This is a genomic window from Lutimonas vermicola, assembly GCF_038433205.1.
Lineage (GTDB): Bacteria > Bacteroidota > Bacteroidia > Flavobacteriales > Flavobacteriaceae > Lutimonas > Lutimonas vermicola.
The window spans coordinates 1-19,220 of the sequence record NZ_JBCDNA010000001.1 but is presented as its reverse complement, the minus strand read 5'-3'; the positions used below and the strand labels follow the sequence as shown (position 1 = coordinate 19,220).

General features: G+C 39.2%; 16 protein-coding genes, 1 rRNA gene and 1 pseudogene. 8 read left to right on the top strand and 10 right to left on the bottom strand.

Features of this window, described 5'->3' with window-relative positions:
- Nucleotides 1-149 precede the first annotated feature (149 nt).
- The 4 genes from AABB81_RS00090 to folD all read left to right on the top strand — a co-directional run bounded on the left by AABB81_RS00090 (nucleotide 150) and on the right by folD (nucleotide 3,846).
- Nucleotides 150-1,016, top strand: coding sequence for an alpha/beta hydrolase (locus AABB81_RS00090; protein ID WP_342157776.1), 867 nt, complete (start codon nucleotides 150-152; stop codon nucleotides 1,014-1,016).
- The gene (gene msrB, locus AABB81_RS00085; protein ID WP_342157775.1) at nucleotides 1,013-1,480 is read left to right on the top strand and encodes a peptide-methionine (R)-S-oxide reductase MsrB; all 468 of its coding nucleotides are present in this window, start codon (nucleotides 1,013-1,015) and stop codon (nucleotides 1,478-1,480) included. Before AABB81_RS00090 ends, msrB begins: the two co-directional genes overlap by 4 nt.
- A gap of 99 nt (nucleotides 1,481-1,579) precedes the next feature.
- A complete protein-coding gene (ffh, locus tag AABB81_RS00080) occupies nucleotides 1,580-2,908 on the top strand; it encodes a signal recognition particle protein (RefSeq protein WP_342157773.1) in 1,329 nt (442 codons plus the stop codon).
- Between the two features lie 62 nt (nucleotides 2,909-2,970).
- Nucleotides 2,971-3,846, top strand: a complete 876-nt coding sequence (gene folD / locus AABB81_RS00075; protein WP_342157772.1) for a bifunctional methylenetetrahydrofolate dehydrogenase/methenyltetrahydrofolate cyclohydrolase FolD — start codon at nucleotides 2,971-2,973, stop codon at nucleotides 3,844-3,846.
- Nucleotides 3,847-3,935: 89 nt separating this feature from the next.
- On the opposite strand, the gene AABB81_RS00070 is transcribed toward folD, so the two are convergent.
- The 4 genes from AABB81_RS00070 to AABB81_RS00055 all read right to left on the bottom strand — a co-directional run bounded on the left by AABB81_RS00070 (nucleotide 3,936) and on the right by AABB81_RS00055 (nucleotide 7,086).
- Entirely contained in the window at nucleotides 3,936-4,298 is a 363-nt protein-coding gene (locus AABB81_RS00070; RefSeq protein ID WP_342157771.1) for a cupin domain-containing protein, read from the bottom strand.
- Nucleotides 4,285-4,932: a pyridoxamine 5'-phosphate oxidase family protein gene (locus AABB81_RS00065; protein ID WP_342157770.1), complete on the bottom strand. Its 648-nt coding sequence runs from the start codon at nucleotides 4,930-4,932 to the stop codon at nucleotides 4,285-4,287. The genes AABB81_RS00070 and AABB81_RS00065 overlap by 14 nt, the downstream gene beginning before the upstream one ends.
- Nucleotides 4,933-4,964: 32 nt before the next feature.
- The gene (locus AABB81_RS00060) at nucleotides 4,965-5,498 is read right to left on the bottom strand and encodes a hypothetical protein (protein WP_342157769.1); all 534 of its coding nucleotides are present in this window, start codon (nucleotides 5,496-5,498) and stop codon (nucleotides 4,965-4,967) included.
- Between the two features lie 85 nt (nucleotides 5,499-5,583).
- Nucleotides 5,584-7,086: a helicase HerA-like domain-containing protein gene (locus tag AABB81_RS00055; protein WP_342157768.1), complete on the bottom strand. Its 1,503-nt coding sequence runs from the start codon at nucleotides 7,084-7,086 to the stop codon at nucleotides 5,584-5,586.
- 161 nt (nucleotides 7,087-7,247) lie between these two features.
- Between AABB81_RS00055 and AABB81_RS00050 the strand changes: the two genes are divergently transcribed.
- A complete protein-coding gene (locus AABB81_RS00050) occupies nucleotides 7,248-7,877 on the top strand; it encodes a 7-carboxy-7-deazaguanine synthase QueE (RefSeq protein ID WP_342157767.1) in 630 nt (209 codons plus the stop codon).
- A gap of 47 nt (nucleotides 7,878-7,924) precedes the next feature.
- Here AABB81_RS00050 and cmk read toward each other — a convergent pair whose 3' ends face one another.
- Nucleotides 7,925-8,623 (bottom strand): (d)CMP kinase, encoded by a 699-nt coding sequence (gene cmk / locus AABB81_RS00045; protein WP_342157766.1) that lies wholly within the window; start codon nucleotides 8,621-8,623, stop codon nucleotides 7,925-7,927.
- Between the two features lies 1 nt (nucleotide 8,624).
- Nucleotides 8,625-9,650, bottom strand: coding sequence for a type IX secretion system protein PorQ (gene porQ / locus AABB81_RS00040; RefSeq protein ID WP_342157765.1), 1,026 nt, complete (start codon nucleotides 9,648-9,650; stop codon nucleotides 8,625-8,627).
- A gap of 314 nt (nucleotides 9,651-9,964) precedes the next feature.
- Between porQ and AABB81_RS00035 the strand changes: the two genes are divergently transcribed.
- Complete coding sequence (locus AABB81_RS00035; RefSeq protein WP_342157764.1) at nucleotides 9,965-10,480, top strand: hypothetical protein; 516 nt, start codon at nucleotides 9,965-9,967, stop codon at nucleotides 10,478-10,480.
- A gap of 136 nt (nucleotides 10,481-10,616) precedes the next feature.
- Here the strand turns inward: AABB81_RS00035 and AABB81_RS00030 are convergent, their stop codons facing one another.
- Complete coding sequence (locus AABB81_RS00030; protein ID WP_342157762.1) at nucleotides 10,617-11,390, bottom strand: XRE family transcriptional regulator; 774 nt, start codon at nucleotides 11,388-11,390, stop codon at nucleotides 10,617-10,619.
- 82 nt (nucleotides 11,391-11,472) lie between these two features.
- Between AABB81_RS00030 and AABB81_RS00025 the strand changes: the two genes are divergently transcribed.
- Nucleotides 11,473-14,448, top strand: a complete 2,976-nt coding sequence (locus tag AABB81_RS00025; RefSeq protein WP_342157760.1) for a DNA polymerase III subunit alpha — start codon at nucleotides 11,473-11,475, stop codon at nucleotides 14,446-14,448.
- Nucleotides 14,445-15,668, top strand: coding sequence for a DNA polymerase IV (gene dinB, locus AABB81_RS00020; RefSeq protein WP_342157758.1), 1,224 nt, complete (start codon nucleotides 14,445-14,447; stop codon nucleotides 15,666-15,668). The genes AABB81_RS00025 and dinB overlap by 4 nt, the downstream gene beginning before the upstream one ends.
- 12 nt (nucleotides 15,669-15,680) lie before the next feature.
- Here dinB and AABB81_RS00015 read toward each other — a convergent pair.
- From AABB81_RS00015 to rrf, 3 genes and pseudogenes are all read right to left on the bottom strand, one after another.
- Nucleotides 15,681-16,184, bottom strand: a pseudogene (locus tag AABB81_RS00015) (sterol desaturase family protein); the annotation flags it as partial.
- Between the two features lie 74 nt (nucleotides 16,185-16,258).
- On the bottom strand, nucleotides 16,259-18,868 hold the full coding sequence (locus AABB81_RS00010; protein ID WP_342157757.1) for a Lon protease family protein: 2,610 nt from the start codon (nucleotides 18,866-18,868) through the stop codon (nucleotides 16,259-16,261).
- Between the two features lie 15 nt (nucleotides 18,869-18,883).
- Nucleotides 18,884-18,993, bottom strand: a 5S ribosomal RNA gene (gene rrf / locus AABB81_RS00005).
- Nucleotides 18,994-19,220 lie beyond the last annotated feature (227 nt).

Genomic DNA, 19,220 nt, shown 5'->3' with positions numbered 1-19,220 from the left:
ACTGAAATCATCAAAAGACTTGATTTTATTTCAATCATAAATTCTGTAGATTTGCGGAGGCAAAAAAGAATCTTTTCCGGTTTTCAGAAAAATGTAAAACGCGGCAGTAAAAAGATTCAAAATGTCTTATTATTCTTAAAAAGCCTAAGTTGTCAAAAATAAAACCATCACCAAAAAATCATAATTCCCTGATAATTCCAAGGCCTATTATCCTTTTTGGTAAAATAGTTCAATTTTTTTCAAAAGACCTTGCTACTTTGTTTGTGGTAAAATTATTTTCTACCCCTGTAAAGTATCCTACACCGGAAAGAGAACTGACAATGAGAAACAGTGCCAAAAAAGAAAAAATACAAATCCCCGGGATTGACAAAGAGGTACAAGTCTATATTTATGGCTATTCCAAAACCAAGGTGTTGATGGTACACGGCTGGGCAGGAAGAGGGACTCAATTATACCAAATTGCCGATAAAATTCTGGAAAACAGAATGATGGTTGTTAGTTTTGACGGACCGGCTCATGGGCTCTCTTCGGGTAAAAGAACGAATATGCTTGAGTTCCTCGAAACCATTAAAGTGATCAATACTACATATGGCCCATTCGATGTGGCTGTCGGGCATTCCTTTGGCGGTATGTCTTTAATCAACGCCGTAGCCGATGGATTAAAAGTCAATAAACTGGTTACCATTGGAGCTGATAATTCAATTCCTCAAATATTTAATTATCTGGTTCAAAAGATGGAATTAAAACCCGTCATATCAACCAAACTGATTGCCTTGGCAGAGAAAAAATTCAATAAAAAATTAGATAGCCTTACCTCTGAACACAAAGCCGTGAAAATTGATGTCCCCACCTTGATCATCCATGATAGTGATGATAAATACGTGGATGTAAGTAGTGCCTATTCCATACGTCGAAGTCTAAGGCATGGTGAACTTCTCATAACAAATGGGCTTGGTCATCATCGTATTTTTAAAGACAATTTTGTGACCCAAAGAATAATTGATTTTATACAATGAAAACAGTAACATTTTTATTACTGATATTGCTAAGCTCCGTGATATCAGCTCAAGAAACAAACACCATGAAGAAAAAAGAAATTAAAACCGAACAAGAGTGGAAAGAGATCCTTAGTCCTCAAGAGTATTATGTGCTCAGAGAAAAAGGGACAGATCGCCCGGGAGATGGTGGTTATACCAAACACTTTGAAAAAGGAACCTACCATTGTGCAGCCTGTGATGCTCAGCTTTTTGAGTCAGGAACCAAATATGAATCTCATTGTGGATGGCCCTCTTTTGATGATGCGATCAAAGGATCAGTCGAATATGTTTTGGATAAAAGTCACGGAATGATCAGAACCGAAATCATCTGTACAAATTGTGAGGGACACCTCGGACATCTATTTGATGACGGACCGGCTGATACTACTGGAAAACGTTATTGCGTGAACACGACTTCCATACGATTTAAAAAATCAGAATAGCAATTAATTATACAAGTTATTCTTAACAAAATCTTATCAGTAATTTCTTATCTTTGCCTGCTGTAATTAATAGGTTTATATATAATAGAATAAGAAATTATGTTTAATAATTTAAGTGATAAATTAGATAAGGCTTTTCATGTACTTAAAGGGCATGGAAGTATTACTGAAATCAATGTAGCGGAGACTTTAAAAGAGGTCAGAAGGGCTTTATTAGACGCCGATGTCAATTTCAAAATTGCCAAGAACTTTACGAGCACCGTAAAGGAAAAGGCATTGGGTCAAGACGTTTTAACCACGCTTAATCCGGGCCAGTTAATGGTCAAGATCGTAAAAGACGAACTTACCGAGTTGATGGGGGGAGACAGTGTTGGGATCAACCTCAAAGGATCTCCTACGGTAATTCTGATGTCGGGCCTTCAAGGGTCAGGGAAAACTACTTTTTCGGGAAAGCTCGCAAATTTTTTAAAGACCAAGAAATCCAAACAGGTTTTGCTCGTTGGGTGTGACGTGTATCGACCTGCTGCGATAAATCAGTTAAAAGTTGTTGGAGAACAGGTAGGCGTTGAAGTATACGCGGAAGAAGGCAATATGAATCCTGTTGAAATTGCTCAGAATGCCATAAAGCATGCAAAATCTACCGGTAAAAATGTAGTGATCATCGATACGGCCGGCCGTTTGGCTGTGGATGAGGAAATGATGAAAGAGATCTCCAATATTCACAAAGCTGTTGAGCCTCAGGAGACTCTTTTTGTTGTTGATTCCATGACTGGTCAGGATGCCGTGAATACTGCCAAGGCGTTTAATGACATTCTTAACTTTGACGGGGTCGTCCTGACAAAATTAGATGGTGATACGCGTGGTGGAGCTGCCCTTTCCATTAAATCTGTTGTGAACAAACCTATTAAGTTCATTGGAACAGGTGAAAAAATGGAGGCCATTGATGTGTTCCACCCTGATCGTATGGCCGAGCGTATTCTTGGCATGGGAGATGTTGTTTCACTTGTGGAACGCGCTCAGGAACAATACGATGAAGAAGAAGCCAGGAGAATTCAAAAGAAGATAGCCAAAAACCAGTTCGGATTCGATGATTTCCTAAAACAGATCCAGCAGATCAAAAAAATGGGAAACATGAAGGATCTTGTCGGTATGATTCCGGGTGCCGGAAAAATGATGAAAGATGTAGATATTGATGATGATGCGTTTAAAGGCATCGAAGCCATCATTCATTCAATGACTCCGGCAGAAAGAAGTACTCCTTCCCTGATCAATGCAAGTAGAAAAAAGAGAATCGCCAAAGGTTCAGGAACAAATGTTCAGGAAGTCAATCAATTGATGAAACAATTTGACCAGATGAGCAAAATGATGAAAATGATGCAAGGCGGCGGCGGTAAAAAAATGATGCAGATGATGAAGGGCATGCAATAAAAGCTGGATTTCATGTATTTGACAGCATCTCTAGATTTATAAAAATCCTTAAACAATAGACAATGATCATACTGGACGGTAAAAAGACCTCTGACAACATTAAAGATGAAATTGCTATAGCTGTGGCAAAACGGAAGGAAGCAGGATTAAAAACACCTCATCTCGCCGCAATTATTGTTGGTACTGATGGAGCCAGTATGACTTATGTAAACAGTAAAGTGAAGTCCTGTCAAAAAGTAGGTTTTAATTCCACATTGATAGATCTTCCTGAAGATACCACCGAAGAGCAGTTATTGCATGAGATTGAGGAATTAAATAATGACAAAGATATAGACGGTTTTATCGTCCAACTTCCTTTGCCCAAACAGATAGATGAGCAAAAGGTTCTAATGGCGGTCGATCCGGATAAGGATGTTGATGGATTCCATCCTGTCAATGTGGGAAAAATGACGCTTGATCTGCCTTCCTTTTTACCGGCTACACCCTATGGCATACTTGAATTACTGGAAAGATATGAAGTTGAAACCTCAGGGAAGAAAGTAGTTGTGATAGGAAGAAGCCATATTGTCGGCAGACCACTGAGTATCCTGCTCAGTCAAAAGAGGAAAGTAGGGAATGCAACCGTGACCCTTGCGCATAGTCGTACCAGGGATCTTGCCTCAATTACGAGAGAAGCTGATATCGTGGTAGCTGCCCTTGGGATTGCTGAGTTTTTAACCGGAGATATGGTCAAAGACGGCGCCACCATTATTGATGTCGGAATTACCAGGGTTAAAGATGATTCGAAAAAACGAGGATATCGTTTGGCAGGTGATGTTGACTTTGAATCTGTGAGTAAAAAAGCTTCATTTATAACTCCTGTTCCCGGAGGCGTTGGACCGATGACTATCGCTATGTTGCTGAAAAATACTTTACAAGCCTGTGAAAACAGGGATTAATATTTGAAATTAGCGTTCTTCTAATTTTTCAAGGAGTTGTTCTGCACAGGCATTGATCAAGCCCTGAATAGTTAAGGATCCTTTTCTAACTATTCGTCTTCCCTATTGGCAAGATCCAGTTGAAAAGGGGGACTGCAAACGGCAATATACTCGCAAGGTTCTTTAAACGGGTTTGAATACTGGACCCTCGCCCCTTTAGAAATTTTTATCGATTGCCCGGCTTCCAGGATGACTTCATCATTTTCAATCACAAACTTTTTCTTGCCTTTGATCACATAAGTAAACTCATCAAAATCAGGAGTTTGAAAGGGCTCACTCCAGCCTGGAGGAGCGATCATATGCGCCAAACTAAGGTCTGCCTTAATACTTGCCAGTCCAAAATGTTCTTCGATAAGCTTTCCATCATCAGTGGGAACTACAAAAGGAGCTCGTTGAACCTTATAATTTTTCATCTTTTAAGTTTAAAACACTTTGTGAAACAGGAATACCTTTCTTTAATAAAGGATCCGAAACAGGTATTCCGTAAGTCCTTTCAATGGGAACAAGTCCTGCCCATATATCCAGTTCGTAATCGGCCTTATCATCTCCCACTCCCTCATTTCTGATTTTTGCAGATCCTTCACTGATTGAAAACTTCAAGACCTTGGTTACGTTCATTTCTTTTTCGTTGGGCTGTCTTACCTCTTGCCAGCGATCCTTGAGTATTTGATCAGAAATTACATGAAGGGCTTCGATCTTTTCTGCTGTATCCGAAACCAATTCAGCTTTGCCAAACAGGGTCACTGATTCATAATTGAGGGAATGATGAAAAGCTGATCTCGCCAATACCAAAGCGTTTGTTCTTGTAACATTGAGCGACATATTCACCCCGTCTTCAAGTGACTGAAGCATCCTGCTTACACTGGCACCGTGAAAATAAAGCGTATCATCCTGTCTACCATATATCGTTGGGATAACCACCGGATGATCATGATGAACAAATCCTATCTGACAAATAAATTCCTTATCCAGAATCCCATAAATGGTTTCGGTATCATAGGCACCTCTTTTTGGGATTCTCTTTACTTTGGACCTGTCTGTTTTCATCACTTTTTAAAGTATGGTATAGGGAGAGTTCTTTATTCAAACCACAAGCTGATATATCTTATTCCTGCCTCATCCGGTATCTGATCCTGACGTATATCATTCATATTAAACTCGTCAAGTCCAAGATCTTCTTTATTCAAAGAAATGGTTGCATTTATTTCATCGATGAACAAAATTGCTGCACTAAAGGAAGGTTCAATTTTATCTATTGAATAATTATCAGCAATATCTTTAAAGGCAGAGGTTGTGGAAATTCCTTTTTCAGTCATATAACGGGAACTGTAAATCTTAACATGATCCAAACCTTTAATTGAATCGTTTTTAACAATGGGAAAAAATATCAAATCGGGTTTACCATTGATTCCAAACACCCTATATTCTCTTATTATTTCGGCGTTTGACGGATATTTTTCAACCGAATCGTTCTTAAAAATTTTATCGAGCTCTTCAATACTCGTGTTTTTCTTAATTTTTCCCAACTGATTCTTGAGGATCAGGGTGTCTTTGTCCTGTCCGCATTGTACCAAAATCATTGATAAAAATAGTAGTCCAATTAAATTCTTCATCTCTGTTCTTTTTTGTTTTATGACGGCCCAATATATAGACACATTTGATATCCTGCAAATTTAATCTCAATCTGCCCGGTAAATATTATTTTCTCAGAACTTTGTTCAAAATACCAAAAACACCCCTTATAAAAGCTGCGCTGGTAACGACTTTTAAAACAGGGTTCATCCCTGAGCGTCTTGCACTCTTTTTTTGGGTTGATTCCTTTTTGGATTCTTCGGCCTTCTGTTGTGCATTATGAATCTTCTCGTTTAAAATTTCGTAGGCACTCTCACTGTCTATAATCTCATTGTACCTGGATGCAATACTTGATTTACGAATAAGCTCATCGAGCTCTTGACCTGTTAAGACATCCATCCTGCTCATTGGGGCACGAAGCATCGTCTTTACCAAAGGTGTGGGAACTCCTTTTTCATTTAAAGCCGAGACCAGGGCTTCTCCTATACCCAATTCTGTAAGCACTGTTGCAGTGTCGTAATAATCAGAATCAGGGTAATTCTCGGCAGCCAGTTTAATGGCCTTTCTGTCTTTTGCGGTAAAAGCCCTTAATGCGTGTTGAATTTTAAGACCCAATTGTGACAATACATCAGATGGAATATCCTTAGGGTTTTGAGTAACAAAATAGATTCCTATCCCTTTTGATCGAATCAGTTTTACAATGCTTTCAAGTTGATCCAGTAAAGATTTTGAGGCATTTTCGAAAACAAGATGCGCTTCGTCAATAAATAAAACAAGTTCAGGACGATCGCTATCGCCAAGTTCAGGGAATGAATTGTAAACTTCTGCAAGAAGCTGTAACATAAACGTACTGAACATTTGAGGTTTGTCTTGAACATCGGTTAATCTTAAAACCGAAATAATGCCTCTTCCATCATCCGACAATCTGCAAAGATCCATAACGTCGAATGAGCGCTCACCAAAAAACATTTCTGCCCCCTGTTGCTCGAGTGCCACTATCTTTCTCAATATGGAGCCTGTGGAAGCCGTTGAAATTCTGCCATAAGATGCTTCCAATTCTGCTTTTCCTTCCTGAGTTGCATACTGCAACATTTTCTTAAGGTCCTTTAAATCAAGTAAACCCAATTGTTTGTCATCACAATACTGGAATAAAATGGCAAGTATGCCTTCCTGAACTTCTGACAATCCTAATATCCTTGACAATAATACCGGTCCGAATTCAGACACAGTCGCTCTTAACCTCGTTCCATCCTGCTCTGAAATCGTCAATATTTCAACTGGAAATCCTTTGGCTTCAAATGGAATTCCTATTTTTTCGTGCCGTTCATCAATTTTTGGGTGGCCGGGGCTGGGTTTTGCCAAACCACTCAGGTCTCCTTTTAAATCCATTAACAACACCGGAATTCCTTTTTCAGAAAGATTCTCGGCAAAAACCTGCAAAGTTTTGGTTTTACCGGTTCCGGTTGCACCCGAAATAAGTCCGTGGCGATTTATCGTTTTTAAGGGAATATTTACCAGAGAACCGGTAAGTGTTTCATCTCCTAACATCGCCGCTCCCAAAGTGATCGACTCTCCTTTGGACCGATAGCCTTGTTCGATCAGGTCAACAAACTCATTATTATTGGCCATAGATTTGATTTTTGATAAAATTAACCCTTTTAAACAATAATTAAAAATCTATTATACATACATTTTTTGGGCATTCAGGTTCCCCATAAGTGTCAGCAAGGGGGTTAATTCCATCAGGGAATTATAGCCCCAGTTCAGAATTTACTGATTATATTTGCGCCATGTTGAAAGAAACAGAATTATTGATAGAAAAAGGTGAAATGCTTCCGCTTATGGAAGAGTTTTACACCATACAAGGAGAGGGATACCATACCGGAAAAGCAGCTTATTTTATTAGAGTTGGCGGATGCGACGTGGGTTGCCACTGGTGTGATGTTAAAGAAAGCTGGAATGCTGAACTGCATCCTCCAACCAAAACTGACAGTATCGTTGAAAAAGCAAAAAAATATGCCAACACTGTTGTAATCACAGGTGGTGAACCACTGATGTGGAATATGGATTATATCACAAAAAAATTGAAGGATTCAAATATAAAAGTCCATATTGAAACTTCGGGCGCCTATACCCTTTCTGGTCAATATGATTGGATCTGTTTATCTCCGAAAAAAAATAAACTCCCCTTAGAAGAAGTATATCAGTCGGCCCATGAACTGAAAGTGATCGTCTACAACAAGCACGATTTTAAATTTGCTGAAGAGCAAGCCGCTCTGGTTGGGTCGAAATGTGAATTATACCTGCAACCAGAATGGAGTAATCGTGAAAAAATGACCCCGCTTATCGTTGATTATGTAATGGAGCATCCAAAATGGAAGATTTCCCTGCAAACACATAAGTATTTGAATATACCTTAGGTCAATGATTGCTGCAGGTTTCAAAAACTCCCTCTGCCGACTGTTATCTACTCGGCAAGTTTATCTTTAACATAGCCCATAGCCAGCGCGTAAGTCTCTTCAACGGTCATATTGCTATTGTCGATTTCTACGGCGTCCTCTGCTTTAACCAGCGGTGAATCTGCCCTTGTTGTGTCAAGATGGTCTCTTGAAGTTACATTTTCCAAAACCGTATCGTATTCAATTTGCACCCCGTTGTCTTTCATTTCCTTATACCTGCGTTGCGCACGTTTTTCAGCTGACGCAGTCATAAATATTTTTAGTTCTGCCTGAGGAAACACAATCGTGCCGATATCACGGCCATCCATTACGATACCCTTATTCAAAGCCATTTTTTGTTGTTGCTCTACGAGTTTTTCTCTTACTTGGGATATGCGGGCAACTTTGCTTACCAAATTCGAAACTTCAATGGATCTAATATATGACTCAACATTCTGATCGTTGAGGAATATTTCGGCATAACCAAGTTCTGGACTGAATTCAAAGCGAAGATCGATATTATCTAAATCGGATATCAAGCCTTCTTTGTCAAAATGCTCCATATCGATCAACCCTTGTTTCATGGCATAATAGGTTACTGCGCGATACATAGCTCCGGTATCCACATAAACATATCCAATCTCTTTAGCCAAGTGCTTGGCCAGGGTACTTTTACCTGTAGATGAGTAACCATCAATCGCTATGATGATTTTCTTGCTCTGACTCATTTTAAAATCCTTTTCTTGTTAAATCAATATAAAGTGTAAAGGTACTTGAATTATCCACCGGATGGTATTTTGTAAAGGCATAATCCAGTTTCAATCTACCCATTTTTAATCCAAAACCGGCCGAGATACCTGCAAAAGTTCTGGTCTCTGTTAGTTTTAACTCGGCTGCCCTTCTGAAATTGTAACCAAGCCTTAGGTTAAATTTCTTTTTGGGGAAAAACTCTGCACCTATTGTAAAATGCCTGATTGCATTTTGAAAAACATTGATATCTTCAGAAATAGTGTTTCCATCAAGATCAGTCTCTTCATTCGAAGGGTTTGCAACGGCTATATTCCACTGCTGTAAACTGTTGATGGTCAGGTGCCACTTTATTGGCACATCCGATAATTCATAAGATGCACCCACTGCAATATCATAGGCAATTTCTTCTCTTTTCTCATCATAAGGTGAAAACTGATAGCCCAGGTTTCTGATAACCGCTGTAAATGAATAAGGTCTTAAATCGGAATAGTATAATATGCCAAAATCCATGGCAGCCCCCTGTGAGGTAAAGTTTTCAATTTTAGAGCTTAAGAACTTAAGGTTCATTCCTATATAAAAGTCTGAACGTGATATATTATAGGCATAGCCTAATGACAAGGCCAGATCACGGGCACCAAAATCTCCTGTTTCATTGCCCTCTTCATCTGCACCTATAAACTCTCCGTAATCGATATACTGTACCCCGGCATGCAAGGTGCCGAACCTCCGGTTAATCAAGTGGGCAAAGGTGGCCGATCCCATATTTACATCCGTTAAATAATTGACATAGTTCACAGCTATCTGATTATCCATAAACTTACTGATCGTTGAGGGATTCCATAAAGGTTGGTTCACATCGTCGTTAAGAGTAAGTATTTCCCCTCCTAAAGCAGCCTGAGGAGCCGATGTAGGAATGTTCAGAAAGCTATAGATTCTTTCTCCACCGACCTGAGCCAAGGTGATTTGGAAAATAATAAAGAATACTATCGAGAATCTAATTTTCATAGGTTCTACAAAGAAATGAAATAATGAGGGAATGGAATAATGAAATATGATATTATGAGGTGATCGGAGATGAAACCCTGAGTTCCGAGGCGATCGGAGCTGAGGTGATCGGAGCTAAGGCGATGAGAGTTGAGGTGATGGGAAATTATACCTTCACTTACATAAGTTAACTTCTGTGAACCTCAAATCATCAATTTCTAAATAAGACTTTCATGAATTTTGAGAAAGACAGAATTTACCATGTTTACAACCAAGGTAACAATCGGAAAAAAATATTCTTAACGAGAAGTAATTATCAATTATTTCATAAAAAGATGGATAGATTCATCTGCCCTTATGCAGACATTCTTGCCTGGTGCCTGATGCCAAACCACTTTCATTTGATGATCTTAGTAAGAGAAGTTGAACTCTTCTATGAGAAAAAATCAAAAGAGCTTTTAAACGGAAGTGAAATTGTGAATCAAAATATATATAAAAAAAGAGCTCTAAACGAATCCATCGGCATTTTGCTTCGGTCCTATACCAGAATCATTAATGCTGAAAATAAGTTTACTGGATCTTTGTTTAGAAAAAAATCTAAGGCAAATGTCATAAACTCGTTTAAAGGACTGCAATCTAATTTCTGGAAATCAAAAATTGCAATATTTAATATGTTACCCGAAAATCAATATCCACAAATTTGTTTCAATTATATTCATCATAATCCTGTAAAAGCTGGATTGGTAAGTAAAGATATTGACTGGGAATTTTCATCTGCACGGGATTATGCAAATTTAAGAGATAATGATATTGTCAAAAAAGAGCTTGCCAGATCATATGTTGATTTTTAAAAGTTTAGTGAGGTGATCGGAGCTGAGGTGATGGGAGTTGAGGTGATCGGAAGTGACACCCTCAACTCCGAGGCGATCGGAAGCCAGGCGATCGGAAGTGAGGCGATCGGAAGTGAGGTGATCGGAAATTAGACCTTTAATTAACCTTCTTCCTGATAGATTCCAGCTGTATCCCGATATTGGTGAGCATTTGAGCAATGCTTTCGGTATTGATCTCACTTTCATCATATTCACTTAGATTGATATGACAAGTGAATTCCCATAATTCGAGAACTTCATTTATCGGAACATAATAAGGATCGTACTTTTTGTTGTCTGATACCATTAACAGGCATTGATGTTCCTCGACCTTATCGTAAACTCTTTTATAAACGAGGCCATCATTATGCGTCAGTACAATATAGGTATTACCACTGCTCAAATGACTGATATCTTCAAGATATCGGGCAATGATAAAGGAGCCACTTTTGATAGGAAGCATGGAATCCCCTTTTATCGGAAAAGCCCTGTGTTTCCCTGTCGGCAAAAAAGGCAGTTTCAAACTGTTCAGACTTTCGATATACTCCGGATCTGCATATCCTCTTAAATAACCTGCTGAAGCGTCATCCGCAACAATCTCAACCATATCTTCATTATCCTCATTGACCTTGATAGGAAATAGAATCCGCTGATTTCCAATGTGGATAAAAGAGGCATCCTCTGCCTTGGAAAGATCATTTTTAATCAGCACATCAATTGGGAGGTTAAAATAATTGGAAAGCTCGATCAGAATGTCAACCGGTGGAGAAGACCTTCCTTGTTCATAAGACGCTATACGTTCTCTGCTAATATTCAACTCATTGGCAAAAAATTCCTGGGTATGATTTTTTAGCTCTCTCAGATGCTTAATATTATTTGCAATAAAATTCATAATGGTACATATATTATCAAGGTGTGGTACAAATATAACCTAAATTTGTAACATATTCCAAAATTATCTTTTTAACGCTTCAATGTACCTGAATACACATACCTGTTACAGCTTGAGATACGGCACCATAAAGCCAGAAAACCTGCTTGCCCTTGCTAAAGATAAAGGTTTGAAAACCTTTGCTTTAACTGACATAAACAGTACGACTGCCTGTATAGATTTTGTGCGCCTATCCTCTAAATACGATATAAACCCTGTAGTTGGAGTTGATTTTAGAAATGGTGTACAACAGGAGTTTATATTACTGGCCAAAAACAATCAAGGGTTCCAGGCTATCAATGAATACTTAAGTGGTTTACTCCATCAGAAAGAATTTATGGTGGCAACAGAACCTCCGGTAATGTCTGAAGTGTTTGTGATCTATCCTTTTTCAAAAGAACGAAAGCGGCCTTTGAACAAAAATGAGTTTCTGGGGGTGAGGCCCGATGACTTGCCAAGGTTGAAGTTTTCCAAATCAAAATGGCCCATGGAAAAACTGGTCATCCTGCAAACGGTTTCCTTTCAGAATAAAAAAGGTTTTAATACGCATCGCTTATTGAGAGCCATCGATAACAATACCTTATTGAGTAAACTCCCTCTTTCTGAACAAGGACAGGAAAAAGACATGATGCTATCTGTTTTAGCATTGTGTGAATTGTACAAAGATCATCCTCAAATGATTGAAAATACCCGGGAGATCCTGGACCAGTGCCGTATTGAATTCGATTTTGAAAACAAGGTTCCCAAAAACCAAAGGACCTATACCAATAATGAAGCCTTAGATTTCAGGCTGATGCGAAAACTCGCCTATCAGGGACTAAAATACCGCTATAAAAAACTGGGCACCCGTATTTTCAATCGCCTGGAAAAAGAATTGGAGATCATTCAGCAAAAGCAGTTTGTCTCTTATTTCCTGATCAACTGGAAAATTTTAAAATATGCCAGAAGCAAAGGGTACTACTATGTTGGCAGAGGTAGCGGAGCGAACAGTATTGTAGCCTATCTCTTACGAATTACAGATGTAGACCCTATTGAACTTGACCTTTACTTTGAAAGGTTTATCAATCTGTATAGAACAAACCCTCCTGATTTCGATATTGATTTTTCCTGGCGTGACAGGGATGACATCACCAATTTCATCTTTCGAACCTTTAAGAATACCGCCTTGATCAGCGTATACAATACCTTTAAATTCAAGGCCTCAGTACGTGAACTCGGCAAAGTTTTTGGTTTACCCAAAGAAGAGATCGATAAACTCAGTAAAGGGCAGTTCCATATCGATCAATTGGATTTCTTATCAAAACTTGTCATTGCCTACAGTCAATTTATCGAAGGATTCCCAAATTATCTGGGAATCCATGCCGGAGGGATTCTGATCTCCGAAAAACCCATTACCCATTATACGGCTACTTTTTTTCCTCCAAAAGGTTTTTCGACAACCATGTTTGATATGGTTGTAGCCGAGGATATCGGTCTTTATAAATTCGATATTCTGAGTCAAAGAGGTTTGGGAAAGATCAAAGAGGCTGTTGAAATCGTCAGGTACAACAAACCGGAGATCCCTCCTATTGACATTCATGATATCAAACGTTTTAAGCAAGACAAAAAGATCAAATTTCTTCTAAAAAATGCCAAGGCAATCGGTTGCTTTTATGTGGAATCCCCCGCTATGCGGATGCTCCTAAAAAAATTACAGGTTGACAACTATCTCGGGCTGGTAGCAGCAAGTTCAGTGATCAGGCCCGGAGTAGCCAAATCAGGAATGATGAGAAAATATATTTTAAGGTATCGTCATCCTGAAAGAAGAAAAGATGCACATCCCATCCTTTTAAAGATCATGCCCGAAACCTACGGAGTGATGGTATATCAGGAAGACGTTATCAAGGTAGCCCATTATTTTGGCGGGCTTACCCTGGGGGAGGCTGATATGCTCAGAAGGGGCATGTCTGGAAAATTCAGATCCCGGGAAGAATTTCTAAAGGTCAAAAACCAGTTTTTTGAAAACTGCAAACAAAAGGGGCATTCTCATGAATTGACAGCTGAGATCTGGAGACAGATCGAAAGTTTTGCCGGTTATGCCTTTGCCAAAGGTCACTCTGCCTCTTATGCCGTGGAAAGTTATCAGAGCCTGTTTTTAAAAGCTTATTATCCTCTTGAATACATGGTGGCTACGATTAATAATTTCGGGGGCTTTTACAGAGTAGATCTCTATCTGCATGAAGCCAGGATACACGGAGCCATAATCCATGCTCCGGATATCAATAAAAGTAATTATGAAACCCGTATTGAAGGTAGTCATATCTATCTGGGCTTTATCCTGCTCCACTCTTTTGAAGTAGCCAATGCTAAAAAGATTGTAATGGAAAGATCCGAAAATGGCCTTTATACCGACCTTGATGATTTTATTGACCGGGTCCCTATTTCTATTGAACAGATAGCTATTCTGATCAAGATCAATGCCTTTCAATTCACTGGCAGGAATAAACGTGAATTATTATGGGAAGCCTATATGAAGATCAATAAAGTAAGTATGGAAGAACAGATCTTCACTTTATTTAAAACCGAAAAGATCAGCTATCAAACACCTCATTTATCCAGTTCCAGATATGAAGATGCTTTTGATGAAATAGAATATCTTGGCTTCCCTTTATGTGATCCTTTTGAGTTGATCACCAACAAAATCGGCCCTTCTCTTCAAGCCAAGGACCTTTCTGCTTATGTTCATAAAACCGTTATGTGCTATGGCTATTATGTAACAGCCAAAAACACGTCTACCCATAAAGGGGACCGTATGTATTTTGGCACCTTTTTGGATAGAAACGGCGATTATATTGATACAGTACATTTCCCTCCTGTCGCTAGAAAATATCCTTTCAGAGGAAGAGGCGTTTACCAATTGACCGGAAAAGTGATGGAGGAATTTGACAGTATCAGCATTGAGATCAGTAGTATGAAAAAGCTGGATATGATGCAGGATCCGCGTTATGCAGAAGAACAAGTTAAAAAATTGAACACATGATCTATTTAAACGAAAGAAATATTCTTCACATGGACCTTGATACCTTCTTTGTTTCATGTGAACGTCTGATTGACAGTACATTAAACAATAAACCCGTTTTGATTGGCGGTACCTCCGACCGGGGAGTGGTGGCATCCTGCAGCTATGAGGCCCGCAGGTTTGGCATTCATTCTGCCATGCCCATGCGTATGGCCAAACAGCTTTGTCCGGAAGCTATCATATTAAGGGGTAATTCAGGGATTTACTCCAAGTATTCTACCATGGTTACCGATATCATCAAAGAAAATGTACCGCTTTATGAGAAATCATCCATTGATGAATTTTATATTGACCTTTCGGGGATGGATAAGTTTTTCGGTTCCTATAAACTCGCTTCCGAATTAAGGAATAAGGTTATCAAAGAAACCGGATTACCCATTTCTTTTGGTTTATCTATTAATAAAACAGTTGCAAAGATTGCTACAGGTGAAGCTAAACCCAATAATAAAATCAGGATCAGCAAAGGAACTGAGAAACCATTTCTGGCTCCCTTATCTATAAGAAAAATCCCAATGGTAGGCGAAGTTACCTATAAATCATTATGTGATCTGGGAATCAAGAAAATCAGGACCGTACAGGAAATGCCTTATGAAATGATGTCAAAGGTTTTGGGAAAAAACGGAGGCTCTATCTGGAAAAAAGCCAATGGTATAGACAATGCTCCTGTGGTACAGTATCAGGAAAGAAAATCGATCTCTACAGAAAGAACCTTTGATCGCGACACCACAGATATTATAAAACTAAAGACCATCCTAACAGCCATGACTCAGGAACTCACTTATCAGTTGAGAAACGGGAATAAATTAACGGCTTGTGTATCTGTCAAGATCAGGTATTCTGATTTTCAAACCTATACCATGCAAAAAAGAATTCCCTACAGTGCTTCCGATCACACCATCATTCCCATCATTATGGACCTGTTTAAACGATTGTACCAGCGACGTTTATTAGTACGACTGATCGGAGTGAGTTTTAGTCATTTGGTTGAAGGAGGACAGCAGATCAATTTATTTGAAGATTGTGACAAAGCAATTAGCCTGTACCAGGCCATGGACCGTATCAGAAAGCGCTATGGAAGCAGGGCAGTGATCAATGCCTCTGGAATGGGGGCAAAAAGCATTGGCAGAAGTAATCCATTTAATGGAGAGGCACCCCCGTTATTAGCAAATAGAAGGCTGTAAAAAATGAGGTCATATCACAAATAAATTACAGGATTCAGGAGGATGGGTAACACCATATTCGATATCAATATCCTTATCCAACTCCTTCCATGTTCCATATACCTTGTCAAAAATGTTTAAAAACCCTCCGTGGTTTTTATCCGTATACTCAATATTCTTGGCATGATGCACGATATGGGCGGCCCATAAAAATCGCACATTATGGTTCTGACGATGAAACCAATAATAAGAAAAATCATCGAGCAGTTGACATATAATCCAGACATACCAGGCATAACCAAAAGACTCCCATCCCATAATATTCATCCTTACTCCATCGACCAGAGAATTCAACAATTCATAAACCAGATTAAATATTACGATGGCTGAAATCGTTTTAATCAAGGGAGCCAGGACGGCTGAACCTGTACCCATGCCCAAGCTAGCCATCAGGTCTTTTGATTCATATAAATCCTTTCGCTTATGTACATTGCTATAGGCATATTCAAGATTGAATGCGAAGGCCTTTTTCACAATACAGCATTTACGATGCCTTTGGATCTTAAGGCATCACAGGTGAGGGGCTCAGCTGTTAGAAGCTATAAGACCCTTTATTTCTTTTCATTGGAACTTTTCGACAGGATTTTATTCAAGGCTTCGATTCTCTTATCTACCAAATAATGAACAGAATTTTTACTAAAAGAGCCGTTTTTTAGCCTTTTTCCGGCAGGTATCCCGGTAAGCAATTCAATTCCTTCATCAATTGTACTGATTGCCCACACATGGAATTTACCTTCTTCGACCGCCTGAACGACCTCATGTTTTAGCATCAGGTGATCCATATTGCCCTTTGGAATCATCACCCCTTGTTTGCCGTTGAAACCCCGATGCCTGCAGACTTCAAAAAAACCTTCAATTTTTTCATTGATTGCTCCTACAGGCTGAATCTCTCCTTTCTGATTGACCGATCCGCTCACTGCAATCCATTGTTTAATGGGTAATTGTGATAAACTCGATAAAATCGCATATAATTCTGCACTTGAAGCACTGTCGCCTTCAATCTCAGAATAACTTTGCTCAAACACGAGACTGGCAAACAGGCTTATTATTTTGTTCTGTCCATATTTTTCACCTAAATAACCTGATAAAATAAGTACGCCTTTGGTATGCAAACGACCGCCCAGTTTGGACTCTCTTTCAATATCTATCAGGCCATCCTTCCCTGAGGCCACATTCACCGTAATTTTATTAGGATGACCAAACATAAAATCACCCAAGTCCAAGACCGAAATTCCATTGATCTGACCAATTTTTGATCCTTCCAGCTCAATCATCAAAGTATTGCGATCGATCAGGTCAATAATTTTTTCCTGGATCAGATTTGATCGGTAGTACTTAGCTTCTATCGTTTTTGCAATTTCATCAGAAGTAATCTGATTACGTGACTCCAGTTGGGCATAGTGATGGGCTTCATGCAAAATGTCACTCAACTCTCCAAACCTGATCGAAATTTTATTTTGGTCTTTAGCTATTCGGCAGGACTGTTCTACAAGATGAGAAATGGCCTTATGATCTAACGGCAAAAGGTTGTTTTCATTTTGAATCTTAAAGATTACTGAGGCAAAATCCATTGCATTTGCCACGGAATAATCCATAGAAACATCAAATTCGGCCTTTACTTTAAACAGTTCCTTAAAATCTTCGTCCCAATTGTACAATAAATAATACAACCTGGGAGATCCTAACAGGATGATTTTAACATTCAAAGGAATCGGGTCCGGCTTCAAACTTTTCGTGCTCAAGAAACCAAACCTTTCACTGGCATCTTCAATCACTACTTCGTTGTTTTGTAAGGCTCTTTTCAATCCGTCCCAGGCAAAATAGTTCAACAGAAGCTCTCTCAGCGGAATAATCAAATAGCCCCCGTTGGCCCTGTGAAGAGCGCCTCCCCTGATGAGTGTGAAGTTCGTAAGAAGCGTACCCATGTCAGATTCGTGTTCCACCTTACCAAACAGATTGTTGTAAGTGGGGTTCAGTTCCATCACGATAGGCGCTCCCCTGGTATCTGAGTTATCGGTAATGATATTGATTTCATATTCCAGAAATCGATGCGTCGGGGCTGAGGTTATCCTATTCTTGTGGTTGGAAACTTTTAAAAATTCTCCCAGGTTTTCAATGATATCATTTTTAACATCCTCCAGGTGCTCAATTACCTCATGGTTCTTTTTGTATTTTCCTTTTAGTTCTTCTAACAGGGATTCGATTGCATACAGGGCCACATCATTTTCCAATTGGATCACTGCCTCCTTTCTTTCCTTATCAAGTTCCCTGTTTTGTCTTAACAAAGCATTGAATTCCATCATCAGCATATCCCGCGTTTGAATGATTTTCTCCTGTTTTTTTTTACTCAGCTTCCTGAAGGTTTTGTCACTTATCGGATTACCGGCATCATCGATGGGAATAACCCTAATTTCAATAGGCGTACGGCTTATAGCAAAATTATTGGAACTCGCTTTTTGGTAAATATCTTGAAACAAACTAATTTCCTTTTGTTGGAATTCATCGAAAATCTCTTGCCTTTTATTGGCATATTCCTTGCTGTCAAAAGCCTTTAGCAAGGCTATTTGTGCTTCTTCGATCAGCTTTGCTATTTCATTTTTAAAAACGAGGGCTCCGCCCTTTTGCAAACCCAGTTTTTTAGGGTAATATGCTTCCTTGAAATTATTGACATAGCACCAATCGCCGGGAGAGATTTCACCTTTTGCTTTTTCTTCAAGAAAATGATTAATTGCTGCACGCTTTCCGCTGCCAGGATAACCCGAAACATAAATATTAAAACCCCTGCTCTTGTTTCCGATGCCAAATTCAAAAGCCTGTAAAGCCCTGTCCTGGCCTATGAGTGTTTTTAAAGGGTGTTTTTCTTTGATGATATTCCAACTTTTAGCCGAGATATTGACTTGCCGTCTTAATTTTTTAAAATCTAATGCTCGTAACATAGGCTTTGGATCTAACAATACATATGAAAAATATAGGTAAGTTACAACATCCTGGTAATGATTCAAATGATCCAGGTCAACGGCTTTTTGGTCTTTACTCGCGAGGCGATGGCAGGTGAGGTGCTCGGAGTTGAGGTGATGAGCAGCGAGGTGATGAGTTGCGATCACCTTACCTGCGATCGCCTGGGTTATTTTAGAGCATAAAAAAACCTCTAACAAATACATGTTAGAGGTTTAGAAGAAAGGCAACGACTTACTCTCCCACCCAAGGGCAGTACCATCAGCGCTGATAGGTTTAACTTCTCTGTTCGGGATGGGAAGAGGTGAGACCTATCGCTATAATCACCTTAAGCTTTTCAGTAAAACCTAATCGCAGAACTTGTCCAACGAAGCAGGAATCACCTTAAGATTATCAAGTTACCTGTTGGTAACCTGTAAAGGTTGACATATTAAGATAATGATATTATCACATTACAAAAAAAAGTTCCGCCGCTCCCCGAAGGGAGCGAACTTACATAAGCTATATGGGTTATTAGTACTACTTGGCTATGACATTACTGCCTTTACACCTATAGCC